This window comes from Shimia sp., assembly GCF_041624275.1.
Taxonomy (GTDB): Bacteria; Pseudomonadota; Alphaproteobacteria; order Rhodobacterales; family Rhodobacteraceae; genus Shimia.
The window spans coordinates 1-11,259 of the sequence record NZ_JBFJVE010000093.1 but is presented as its reverse complement, the minus strand read 5'-3'; the positions used below and the strand labels follow the sequence as shown (position 1 = coordinate 11,259).

15 protein-coding genes are annotated in these 11,259 nt (G+C 64.9%); 9 read left to right on the top strand and 6 right to left on the bottom strand.

The genetic code is table 11. The features are described from left to right. The 4 genes from ispF to ABZD10_RS08925 form a co-directional block, all read left to right on the top strand. Positions 1-885, top strand: an 885-nt coding sequence (gene ispF, locus ABZD10_RS08940) for a 2-C-methyl-D-erythritol 2,4-cyclodiphosphate synthase (protein ID WP_372885922.1), incomplete at its 5' end; no start/stop codon positions are given. Further along, complete coding sequence (locus ABZD10_RS08935) at positions 882-1,373, top strand: phosphatidylglycerophosphatase A (protein ID WP_372885921.1); 492 nt, start codon at positions 882-884, stop codon at positions 1,371-1,373. The genes ispF and ABZD10_RS08935, both read left to right, overlap by 4 nt. Next, positions 1,370-1,843, top strand: a complete 474-nt coding sequence (locus ABZD10_RS08930; protein WP_372885919.1) for a CinA family protein — start codon at positions 1,370-1,372, stop codon at positions 1,841-1,843. The genes ABZD10_RS08935 and ABZD10_RS08930 overlap by 4 nt, the downstream gene beginning before the upstream one ends. A gap of 158 nt (positions 1,844-2,001) precedes the next feature. Next, positions 2,002-3,201: an ammonium transporter gene (locus tag ABZD10_RS08925; RefSeq protein WP_372885917.1), complete on the top strand. Its 1,200-nt coding sequence runs from the start codon at positions 2,002-2,004 to the stop codon at positions 3,199-3,201. 135 nt (positions 3,202-3,336) lie between these two features. On the opposite strand, the gene ABZD10_RS08920 is transcribed toward ABZD10_RS08925, so the two are convergent. Both ABZD10_RS08920 and ABZD10_RS08915 read right to left on the bottom strand, forming a co-directional pair. Then, the gene (locus tag ABZD10_RS08920) at positions 3,337-4,635 is read right to left on the bottom strand and encodes an MmgE/PrpD family protein (protein ID WP_372885915.1); all 1,299 of its coding nucleotides are present in this window, start codon (positions 4,633-4,635) and stop codon (positions 3,337-3,339) included. Between the two features lie 33 nt (positions 4,636-4,668). Next, a complete protein-coding gene (locus ABZD10_RS08915; RefSeq protein ID WP_372885914.1) occupies positions 4,669-5,118 on the bottom strand; it encodes a type II toxin-antitoxin system RatA family toxin in 450 nt (149 codons plus the stop codon). 68 nt (positions 5,119-5,186) lie between these two features. Here ABZD10_RS08915 and hpt point away from each other — a divergent pair, with 68 nt between their 5' ends. Continuing rightward, a complete protein-coding gene (gene hpt / locus ABZD10_RS08910) occupies positions 5,187-5,726 on the top strand; it encodes a hypoxanthine phosphoribosyltransferase (protein WP_372885912.1) in 540 nt (179 codons plus the stop codon). Further along, positions 5,723-5,905 carry a hypothetical protein gene (locus ABZD10_RS08905; RefSeq protein ID WP_372885911.1) on the top strand — a complete coding sequence of 61 codons (183 nt, stop codon included), beginning with the start codon at positions 5,723-5,725 and terminating at the stop codon, positions 5,903-5,905. Before hpt ends, ABZD10_RS08905 begins: the two co-directional genes overlap by 4 nt. Positions 5,906-5,923: 18 nt before the next feature. On the opposite strand, the gene ABZD10_RS08900 is transcribed toward ABZD10_RS08905, so the two are convergent. From ABZD10_RS08900 to lipA, 3 genes are all read right to left on the bottom strand, one after another. After that, positions 5,924-6,199, bottom strand: coding sequence for a hypothetical protein (locus tag ABZD10_RS08900; RefSeq protein WP_372885910.1), 276 nt, complete (start codon positions 6,197-6,199; stop codon positions 5,924-5,926). A 165-nt stretch (positions 6,200-6,364) separates the two neighbouring features. Continuing rightward, positions 6,365-6,634, bottom strand: coding sequence for a hypothetical protein (locus ABZD10_RS08895; RefSeq protein ID WP_372885909.1), 270 nt, complete (start codon positions 6,632-6,634; stop codon positions 6,365-6,367). 342 nt (positions 6,635-6,976) lie between these two features. After that, a complete protein-coding gene (lipA, locus tag ABZD10_RS08890) occupies positions 6,977-7,918 on the bottom strand; it encodes a lipoyl synthase (protein ID WP_372885907.1) in 942 nt (313 codons plus the stop codon). 188 nt (positions 7,919-8,106) lie between these two features. Here lipA and ABZD10_RS08885 point away from each other — a divergent pair, with 188 nt between their 5' ends. Both ABZD10_RS08885 and ABZD10_RS08880 read left to right on the top strand, forming a co-directional pair. Continuing rightward, positions 8,107-8,652 carry a peroxiredoxin gene (locus ABZD10_RS08885; RefSeq protein WP_372885905.1) on the top strand — a complete coding sequence of 182 codons (546 nt, stop codon included), beginning with the start codon at positions 8,107-8,109 and terminating at the stop codon, positions 8,650-8,652. A gap of 155 nt (positions 8,653-8,807) precedes the next feature. Then, positions 8,808-9,500 carry a DsbA family protein gene (locus tag ABZD10_RS08880; RefSeq protein ID WP_372885902.1) on the top strand — a complete coding sequence of 231 codons (693 nt, stop codon included), beginning with the start codon at positions 8,808-8,810 and terminating at the stop codon, positions 9,498-9,500. Positions 9,501-9,639: 139 nt separating this feature from the next. Here ABZD10_RS08880 and ABZD10_RS08875 read toward each other — a convergent pair whose 3' ends face one another. Beyond that, positions 9,640-10,677 (bottom strand): DUF6456 domain-containing protein, encoded by a 1,038-nt coding sequence (locus tag ABZD10_RS08875; protein WP_372885923.1) that lies wholly within the window; start codon positions 10,675-10,677, stop codon positions 9,640-9,642. 300 nt (positions 10,678-10,977) lie between these two features. On the opposite strand from ABZD10_RS08875, the gene ABZD10_RS08870 reads away from it, so the two are divergent. Beyond that, positions 10,978-11,259 (top strand): DUF6477 family protein (locus ABZD10_RS08870; RefSeq protein WP_372885900.1); only part of this gene is annotated, 282 nt, incomplete at its 3' end.

Here is an 11,259-nt window from a genome sequence, read left to right as displayed (position 1 = left end):
GGCCTCGAGGCGCTGGACGGCGCGGGCTTTGCCAAGGTGCTGATCCACGATGTGGCGCGCGCCGGGGTCACGCCAAGGATCATCTCCGAGGTGCTGGCGGCACTCGACGGCGCGGCGGGCGCAGCGCCGGCGCTGGCGGTCACCGACGCCCTGTGGCATGGAGCCGGGGGCACGGTCTCGGGCACCCGGGACCGCAGCGATCTCTATCGTGCCCAGACGCCGCAGGGGTTTCATTTCGACGCCATCCTGGCGGCCCATCGCGCCCATGGCGGCGGCGCGGCGGACGATGTCGAGGTGGCGCGCGCGGCGGGGCTGTCGGTGACCATCGTCGCCGGCGACGAGGCCAATCTCAAGATCACCACGGCGGAGGATTTCGCCCGGATGGAACGAATTTTGCGAGGACATATGGATATCAGGCTGGGCAACGGGTTCGACGTGCATGCCTTTACCGACGGCGATCAGGTGACGCTCTGCGGCGTGACGATCCCGCACAGCAAGGCGCTCAGGGGCCATTCCGATGCCGACGTCGGCATGCATGCGGTGACCGACGCCATCTACGGCGCCCTCGCCGAGGGCGACATCGGCCGCCATTTCCCGCCCAGCGACATGCAGTGGAAGGACGCCGACAGCGCGATCTTTCTCGACCATGCGGTGAAGCTGGCCGGCGAAAAGGGCTATGCGATTTCCAATGTCGACTGCACGCTGATCTGCGAACAGCCCAAGATCGGCCCCCATGCCGGTGCCATGATGACCCGCATGGGCGAGATCATGGGGCTGCGCGCCGATCAGGTCTCGGTCAAGGCGACCACCAGCGAAAGGCTCGGTTTTACCGGCCGCGAAGAGGGGATTGCCGCCATTGCCACCGCAACTCTGGTGAAACCATGAGCATGCTGATCGCAACCGTGTTTGGCGTCGGCCATCTGCGCCCCGCCCCCGGCACATGGGGGTCGGCGGTGGCGGTGCTGGCCGCCCTCGGCCTGCATTATGCCGGCGGTTTTCCCCTGCTCGCCATTGCCTCGGTGCTGGTGTTTTTCATCGGCTGGTGGGCCACGGCGCAGGCCACGCGCGGCGCCGAGGATCACGACCCAAGCGAGATTGTCATCGACGAGGTGGCCGGGCAGTGGATCGCGCTTCTGCTGGTCAGTTTCGGCGCCTGGCACGCCGGGGTCGACCCGCTGCGCATGTATCCCGGCTGGATCGCCGGTTTCGCGCTGTTCCGCCTGTTCGACATCACCAAACCCGGCATCATCGGCTGGGCCGACCGGCGCGGCGACGCGCTGGGGGTGATGCTGGACGATGTCTTTGCCGGGATCTTTGCCGCCCTCGGCACCGGGGTCCTGGCCTGGATCAGCCACGGGGTTCTGGGGCTGTGAGCCTTGCCGAAGAGGTTCTCGAGGCCTGCAAGGCGAAGGGCCTGCGCCTGGCCACCGCCGAAAGCTGCACCGGGGGCATGGTCTCGGCGGCGCTGACCGATATCGCCGGCTCATCGGCGGTGGTCGAACGCGGTTTCGTCACCTATACCAATGCCGCCAAGGTCGAGATGCTGGCGGTGCGGCCGGAGACCCTCGCGGCGCATGGCGCGGTCTCGGAGCAGGTCGCCGGCGAAATGGCCCGCGGCGCGCTGGCCCATAGCGATGCCGACCTCGCGGTGGCGATCACCGGCATCGCCGGCCCCGGCGGGTCCGAGTTCAAACCCGAGGGCCGGGTGTGTTTCGGCATCGCCAGCGCCGCGGCCTGCGTCAGCGAAACCATCGAGTTCGGCGCGCTCGGGCGGGGCAATGTGCGCTCAGAGGCGCGGAATCACGCGCTGCGCCTGCTCTTGAAAGCGGCTTTGGAATACTGATCGATTATCGGGCAGCTCTGCGGGATTGCCGCCCAAATATTACGCATTTCAGAAACCGCCCATGTTTTTGGCGCCATTTGCCCGGTTTGCATTTTAGTTTTGCCCCTTTCCTGCGCTTTGTGGCGCCCAAATCATCAACAAAATGAAAGGAAGGGACAATGAACGGAGCGGATACCGCCTGGATCATCGTGGCTACGGCCCTGGTCCTGTTCATGACCCTGCCGGGTCTGGCACTGTTCTACGGCGGCCTCGTGCGGGCACGCAACGTGCTCAGCGTCTTCATGCAAACCTATGCCATCGCCTGCCTGATGAGCGTGCTGTGGCTGGCGGTCGGCTATTCGATCGCCTTCGGCGGCGGCACCAGCGGCTATTGGGGCGGTCTCGACAAGCTGTTCCTGGCCGGTGTCACCAGCGACAGCCTGTCGGGCACCCTGCCCGAGGTGCTGTTCTTTGCCTTTCAGATGACCTTTGCCATCATCACCCCGGCGCTGATCGTCGGCGCCTATGTCGAGCGCATCGGCTTCGGTTTCGTGCTGGTCTTCTCGGGGCTGTGGATGCTCCTGTGCTACGCCCCGGTGGTGCACTGGATCTGGGGCGGCGGCTTCCTGGCTGATGGCGGCATCTTCGGCGACACCGGGGTCAAGGATTTCGCCGGCGGCATCGTGGTCCACGAGACCGCCGGTCTTGCGGCATTGATGCTGGCCGTGGTGCTGGGGCCGCGCAAGAACCGCAGCACGCCGCCGCATGCGCCCTGGATGGTGATGATCGGCGCCGCGATGCTCTGGGTCGGCTGGTTCGGCTTCAACGGCGGCTCGCAGCTGGCCGCCGACGGCGGCGCCGCGATGGCGCTGACCGTGACCCATATCTCGGCCGCCACCGCCTCGCTGACCTGGGCGCTGTGGGAGAAGATCAAATACGGCAAGGCCTCGCTGGTGGGCCTGGTCACCGGCACCATCGCCGGCCTGGCCTCGATCACCCCGGCCTCGGGCTTCGTCGGCCCGATTGAGGCGCTGATCATCGGTGCCGTGGCCGGCATCCTGTGTCAGGAGGCGGTCAACCTGGTGCGCAACAAGCTGAAGATCGACGACACGCTTGACGTCTTCGCGGTGCACGGGGTCGGCGGCATCTTCGGCACGCTGATGATCGCCGTCTTCGCGCTCTTCGGTTTCGAGACCGGCGGCACGCTGGTCGCGCAGGTCGGCGGCCTGGTGGTGGTCGGCCTGTTCACCCTGGTGGTGTCCTACGTGCTGATCAAGCTGACCGCGCTGATCACGCCGCTGCGGGTCGATGACGAGACCGAGGTCAACGGGCTTGACCTCAGCGTCCACGGTGAACGCGCCTATGACATGAACTCCTGACATCTGCGAAAGCGACAGGAGGGGGGCGGGCCTTGCGGTCCGCCCCTTTTTCATGCGGCATCGCGCCAAGGCGGGCGAAGACGCCTCCGGCGGGAGTATTTGGCACGAGATGAAGCCCGGCGGGCGGCAAAAGCCTCAGGCGAAGAGCAGCCCGGCCAGGGCAGCGGCCGGGGCGGCGGCCTCGAGCGCATCCCAAAGGCGCGCGCTGCGCGCCGCGCCGATCAGCGCCGCGGATTTGGCGTGGATCTTTGCGGTGCGTTCCGCCAGCGGGATCGGCGCCTCGAGATCATGGCGGGCCGAACGCCTGGTGCCGTCGCTCAGGGTGAGCGTCACCCGCGCCTGGGTTTCGCTGAGGGTTTCGGTCGCGACCACCGAAACCCGGTCGCGCAGGGCGATGATGGCGGGGTCGGCACATAGCGCGTCAGAATAGCTTTCGAGCGCGGCGGTGGAATGGCCGAGCAGCGCCATGGCGGCGACCGTGCGATAGGAGAATTTGGCGCCGAGCCCGGTGGTCGGCGCGCTCTGGTTGCAGACGCTCATCCAGCGCGGGTGGGTTTCGATGCCGAGGCCCGCGATCTCGTCCACGCCGGGGCGATCGAGGTGTGACAGCGCCTCGAGCGTCGCATGCAGCCCGTGGCAGCAGGCGTGGAACTTGTGGCTGATGCGGTCGAACCTCCAGTGCGCGCTTAGCCCTTCGAGGGCGCCGGCATCGGCCGCGCCGGCATGGGTGGCGCCGAAGCCCTGCGGCCCCTCGAGCCCCCGCACATCGGGGGCAAACCCGCGCTGCACCAGCAGCGCCGCCTCGACCCCGTTGGCGGCGGCAAGCCCGGCGTTATAGGGTTTGCCCATGGTGCCGAACTGGGATTTCAGCCCCGAGGCGCGGGTGGCGACAAGGCCGAGGGCGGCCTCGGTCTGCGCCGCATCGAAGCCCAGGAGCCGGGCGGCGGCCACGGCGGCGCCAAAGGCCCCGGCGGTGGCGGTCTGGTGGAACCCGGTCTGGTAGTGGCCACGCCCGAGCCAGACCCCGACCCGGATCGAGGCCTCGATGCCCAGCAGCGCGGCCAGTTGCAGCGCCGGCCCGTCGGCCTCGGTCATCTCTGCCACCGCCAGCACCGCCGGCAGCACCGCGACGCTGGGGTGGCCGATATGGTCGAAATGGGTGTCGTCATAGTCCAGCGCATGGCTGGTGGCGCCGTTGACCAGCGCCGCCGCCCGCGCCGGCAGCGCCGCCGACCCGCCGAAGACACGGGCCTCGGGCGTACCCGCCTCGGCCACGACCATGTCACGGGTGATCCGCGCCACCGGCTCGGCCCTGCCGGCGATGCCGCAGGCGGCCCAGTCGAGCATCGACAGGCGCAGCATGTGCAGGGTTTCGGGCGGCACATCGGCGGCGCGCGTTGCGGCCGCGAAGGACGACAGTTTTGCGGTGATCATGGCGGGGCCCCTTTCGGGCGCCACAATACCGGCTCAGGAGGCGCCGTAAAGCTCTGCCGCGCGCGCCTCGAAGGCGGCGACGATACGGTGCATCGCCTCGTTGAACACCAGGCCGATGGCCTTTTGCAGGATCAGGTTGCGAAACTCGAAGTCGACGAAGAAGGCGACTTCGCAGCCGCCCTCGACATCGCGGAAGGCCCAGGTCGATTTCAGGAACTTGAACGGCCCGTCGAGATATTCGGTGTCGATGCTCTTGGCCGCATCGTGCAACAGCACCCGGCTGCCGAACCGCTCGCGGAACACCTTGAACGAGATCACAAGGTCGGCCAGCATCTCGCGGGCGCCGTCATGGGGCCGCTCCGAACGGATCCGCGCCGCGGCGCACCAGGGCAGGAATTTCGGATAGGCGGCGACATCGGCCACCAGATCATACATCTGCTGGGCGCTATACGGCAGGGTACGGGTTTCGGAGTGAGTGGGCATGGCATGATTTCGCGTGGACAGTGGCCGCCCATTTCGTATGCTGCGGTCGGAAAATCAAGGGGGTGTCTATGACAGAGCGTCCATATGTCATCGACCAGATGATCTCGGCCAAGGCCATCGCGGCCCGGATCGAAGAGCTTTGCGAAGAAATTTCGACCGAGTTCACCGGCACCGACAAGCTGGTCGTGGTCGGCCTGCTGCGCGGCTCTTTCGTCTTCATCGCCGACCTGGTGCGCGAGCTGGAACTGCCGGTCGAGGTCGATTTCCTCGAGGCGTCCTCTTACGGCAACGCCATGGAAAGCAGCCGCGAGGTGCGCATTCTCAAGGATCTGCGCGGCGAGATCGAGGGCCGCGACGTGCTGGTGGTCGAGGATATCGTCGACACCGGCCACACGCTGACCCATGTGCTGCATCTTCTGCAATCGCGCAACCCGGCCAAGCTGAAGACCATCGCGCTGCTCGACAAGCCCTCGCGGCGCGAGGCCGACATCACCGCCGACTGGACCGGCTTTTCGATTCCCGACGAATTCGTCGTCGGCTATGGCATCGACTTTGCACAGCGCAACCGCAACCTGCCCTTCATCGGCAAGGTGCGTTTCCTGTCATGAACCTGCGCCTGCTGATGCGCATGGCCCATTGGGCCCGCCACCCGCCTTCGGCGGGGCGGGTCAAGCTGGTGCTGGCGGTCATCGTGATCTGCCTGGCGCTGGTCGCCATCGAGACCTGGGTCGGCTGGCCGGAAGGCTGGCAGAGCGACCGGTCGCTGGGGCTGCGCCCGCCGCGCTGAGACGCACGGGGCGGCGGCTCAGTCGTTGCAGTCGACCTCTTTCATCAGGGTGTAGGCCTCTTTCACCAGATGCTTGGTCTCTTCATAGACAGGCGGGTATTCCATCAGGTCGATGCGCCCGTTGGCGCGTTTGACGTAGACCCGGTAGCTGTCCTTGATCTTTTTCTTGGTGGTACGGTATTCCGCCGGCACGGTGACCTGCCGGAAACACCCGATCCGCTTGGCCTCTTCGGCGGTGACACCGGGCAGCGCAACGCTCGACAAGAGCACCGCCGCCATTGTCCGATAGATCATTTTTGTCTCCTTGAATGAAAATGCCTCAAGAAGGAGATGCCCGGACAAAGCGGCAGCAATTTGATCTCAATTGGGAGTTTCTGAGCCTGCTCAGGGGCCGCAATAGGCCCCGCGCGGTGAAAGAGGCGCCCACCCGGCGCCCCTTTCCTGATCTCGGCAAGCGGTCTAGTTGCGGCAGGGCGCCTTGCGCTTCACGTAATGGCCTTCCATGACCAGCGTTTTTTTCTCGATATACATCGGCGCGTAATAGACCTCGGCCAGCTGGTCTCCACGGTGCTCCCACTTGGTATAGCCCTTGGAATGCAGGACCTTGTGGGTCTTGTAGCTCGCCGGGACCCAGACCTTGTCGTAACAGGCGACGACTTTTCCTTCCCAGGCAGCGGCAGGTGCGGCGATGCCGATGAAAACCGCGGCCGTGATCAAACTTAACTTCATAATAATCTCCTTTTTTGTGCAGTATCTATATCGCTAGCATTGCGCGATTTGCCCGACGAAGGAAAAACCGTGCCCATTTTGCCAGCCTGCTGGAATTTTTTAACTTTTTTCGAAATATGTCAATTTTGCGGCAAAACGGCCACAGTTTCGCCACATTCGCCGAAACGCTTGAAAGCGTTATTGTTTCTCAATTTACGACAATTGAACCTGCGGCTGCCCACTGTTTACCGATTTCGAATCAAATCTGGCCCGGCCGTGCCCGGCAAGCAGCCGGAAGGCAAGAACCGGGCCTTGCGGGCCCGGTTCGCTGCATCTCGGTCGAGTCGAATCAGATCAGGGGCCTCAGGTCGCGGCGCGGCGGGCGGCCTGAAGCTTGGCGAAATCGTCCCCCGCGAGGTAGGAAGACCGCGTCAGCGGCGTCGCCGAGACCATCAGGAAACCCTTGCCATAGGCGGCGGTCTCATAGGCCTTGAACTCTTCCGGGGTGACGAAACGGTCGACGCCGATGTGTTTCGGGGTCGGTTGCAGGTACTGGCCGATGGTGAGAAAATCGACATCCGCCGCACGCATGTCGTCCATCACCTGCTGCACGCCCTGCTTGTCTTCGCCAAGACCGACCATGATGCCCGATTTGGTGAAGATCGAGGGGTCGATTTCCTTGACCCGCTGCAACAGGCGCAGCGAATGGAAATAGCGCGCGCCCGGGCGCACCGACGGGTAGAGACCCGGCACCGTCTCGAGGTTGTGGTTGAAGACATCCGGCTTGGCGGCGACCACCACCTCGAGCACCTCGGGGGCGCATTTCAGGAAATCGGGGGTCAGCACCTCGATCGTCGTCGCCGGAGACTGGTGGCGGATGGCGCGGATGGTCTGGGCGAAATGCTCGGCGCCGCCGTCCTTGAGGTCGTCGCGGTCGACCGAGGTCACCACCACATGGGTCAGCGCCAGTTTCTTGACCGCCTCGGCAACCCGGCCCGGCTCGAAGGGGTCGAGCGTGTCGGGCTTGCCGGTGGCGATGTTGCAGAAGGTGCAGCCGCGGGTGCAGATCTCGCCCATGATCATCATCGTGGCGTGGCCCCGGCTCCAGCATTCGCCGGCGTTGGGACAGGCGGCCTCTTCGCAGACCGTGGCCAGCTTGTTGTCGCGCATGATCTTGCGGGTCGCGTTATAGCCCTCGCCGGTCGGTGCCTTGACGCGGATCCACTTCGGCTTGCTCGGCTGGGCATTGTCCGGGCGATGCGCCTTCTCGGGATGGCGCTGTTCGGGGATTTTCAGATCACGCAACGGTCGAGCCCTCATGTCGCTTCAGGTTTCTGGCTGCATAGCATAGCCCTGACGTCGAGGAAGGGCCAGAGACGCATGGCAGCTATGCACCATAGAAGTCGCGGGTTGACGGCAAAGGCACATTGAACCCCTCTTAGAATCATTTTAAGTGCCTTGTGAAACAACCAATTGCTGACAGGAGAATACCAATGCAAGCAGGTGTCAAAGTCCCCGCAGTGACTTTCAAAACCCGCGTCCGTGACGAAAGCGTCGGCGGTCCCAACCCGTTCCGCTGGCAGGATGTGACCTCGGACGATTATTTCGCCGGCAAGCGCGTGATCCTGTTCTCGCTGCCCGGTGCCTTCACCCCGACCTGCTCGACCTACCAGCTGCCCGGCTTCGAGAAGATGGCCGCCGAATTCGCCGGTCTGGGCATCGACGAAATCTACTGCATGTCGGTCAACGACAGCTTCGTGATGAACAAATGGGCCGAATCGCAATCGCTGGAGAACGTCAAGGTGATCCCCGACGGATCGGGCGAATTCACCCGCAAGATCGGCATGCTGGTCGCCAAGGACAACCTCGGCTTCGGCATGCGCTCGTGGCGCTATGCGGCGATCGTCAACGACGGCGTGATCGAAGCCTGGTTCGAAGAGCCCGGCCGCGCCGACGACCACGGTGAAGACCCCTATGGCGTCTCGTCGCCCGAAACCCTGATGGAGCACCTGAAGGCGGCCCAGAGCGCCGTGGCCTGAGCCCGCCCATCTTCGCTCATTCGGGGTCCGCGCCGCCGCGCGGGCCCCTTTTCTTTGCCCCGCCCCACGCAACCCGGGGAAACACGATCACATATTGCGGTTTTCGCATCCGTGCGCTACCCGATCCGGCAACCGAAGCGGAAAGGGCCAGCCCGATGAACCAGACCAAGATCCTCCATTATTCCGACCTGCTGTGCATCTGGGCCTATGTCAGTGAACAGGCGCTTTATTGTCTCAACGAGGATTTCGGCGAACGGGTGTCGATCGAGGCGCATTTCTGCTCGGTCTTTCCCGACACCGAAACCAAGATCGCGACCATGTGGGAAGGGCGCGGCGGTTTCGACGGTTATGCCGCCCATGTCCGCGAGGTTGCCGGGCAATTCGACGGCATCACCCTGCACCCCGATGTCTGGACCCGCACCCGGCCCCGCTCGTCGGCCAGCCCGCACCTGTTCCTGAAGGCGGTCGAGCTGCTCGAATCCGACGGCGGCCTTGACAATGAACCTTTCGAGAAGCGCCCCTCGGCCATGGGCGCGCGGGCCCTGAGGCGGGCGTTTTTCGCCGAGGGCCGCGACATTGCCAACTGGGCGGTGCAACGCGAGATCTGCGACGAGATCGGAATCGGCTTTGATCCGGTGCTGGGCCAGATCGAAAGCGGCGCCGCCATCGCCCGGCTGGCCGCCGATTACGAACAGGCCCGGGCGCAGGGCATCCAGGGCAGCCCGACCTATGTGCTGAACGAAGGCCGCCAGCGACTGTTCGGCAATCTCGGCTATGGCATCCTGCACGCCAATATCAAGGAATTGCTGACCGGCGGCCCCTTTGAGAGCACCAGCCTGTGTTCCTGAGCCCCCATGTCTGAGCCCGTGTTCCCGAGCCGACCGTGCGACGACCGATGAGCGAAAGGCAGGCGATGCGCTCCGTCGGACCGCACCGCCCTTTCGCTCGCTGTTGGCTCAAAACTTCAAGCGAAGACCCTGACGGGTACTAGCCGATCATACGACCTACATCCCCTGCTTGTGAACGATAATATTCACTCAACCTTATGAGGGCAATCCTGAGCACGATCTTGCCCGAGCGCGCCGACCAGCCAAGGCGCTTTTCGGCCCGCTCCAGCCCCTCGAGAAAACAGCAGCAGCGCAGCGCCACATCGGCCAGCCCCTCGCCCAGCTCGTGCAGGGCCTGCACCACCCGTTCGCGGGCCATGGCCGGTGGGCCGCTGACTCCGGGATCGGTCACATAGCCGCCGCGGTCCTGCCCGGACAGGAAACGTTGCCAGCTCGGCGCCTCGGCCGGCCCCATCTGCGCCAGTTCGAAATCCTCGCGCAGCCTTTCTCCGGCGGCGACCAGCGATTCGCCGAGAAAGGCCTGCCCGTCACGGTCGCGGCGCCGGGCCAGTGCCGCCAGCGGCGAATCGGCGCTCGAGAAGCGCGCCGCAGGCGCCTGCGCCCCGGCGCATTCGCAACCGTCCCTGTCGAAGCCGGCCCGGGTTTCGGCGAAACCGGCGCCCCGGTTCGTCGCCCGGTTCTCGGTTTCCGCGATCATCCGGCGCAATGCGCTGCGCCCCTGCGCGGTGATCCGATAGCGCGAGATACGCCCCGGGCTGTCGCAGGTGATCCACCCCTTGAGAACCATCGCGCGGGCCAGGTTGCGGGCCACCACGGCGGTGCGCACGGTCCCGGCGCCGACCTCGCGCACCACCACCGCCTTGTCCATATCGGTGCCGACGGCAAGAACCGCGCCGGTTTCGCACAGCCGTGGCAGGATGCGCTGCCCCTCGCGAACAAGGGCCGACTGGTCCGGTAGGGGCTCGCCTGTCTGATTGACCGTCTCCACGAGAGGCTCCTTTCGCGATACCGTGCCGGGCAAGGGGTCATAGAGCGCCGAAAGCCGGTTCATGGCCTCGTCCATCAAGGGATCGTCGCGCTGCGTTTCGAGTTTTCGGATCTGGCGCAGAACCGTCGAGGGATGACAGGATTGCTGGCGGGCGATCTCGCGTATCGAGCGGCCGAACTCGGTATGCATCACATACCGCTCTGCCTCTGGCGGCAACCACTTCAATACGCCTTTTAGTTGTACCCGTTCCACAAAGCCCCGCCCCCTCAGGTCAATACACCTTCCGCAGTTTCCCACAGGTTTTCCCTAAAATTGTCCACAATTTAGCGGTCAATTGTTACCCAGCGGTTAAAATTTACCTGATTTGCCGATTATTGTTTCTATTTGGTAAACAATTGAGAAACCTGTCGCACGGCGTTGCACCCGGTCGCGCAACACCCGCCTGGATTGCATCATTCTGGCGGCGCGAAACCAAGCCAGGAGTCAGCCATGAAGAATCTAGCCCAACTTGTCGCAGACCTGAGGCGGCCGCGCCTTCTGATCCGGGCCGCGCGTCTCGGCGTCGACAGCTACCGGCGGGAAAAGCACCTCGGGCGCCATTTCGGCTATGGCAGCCTGCCGCGCAGCAGCCCGGCCCTGCTGCATCTTCTCGACCGGGAAAACCGGATCAACCAGCAGCGCGAGTCGGGCGCCGCCGGTTACTCCATCGCCACCCACGTCGATCTCCTGATCGCGATCATGGGCGAGGCCCGCCTGCTGCGGGCCTCGCTG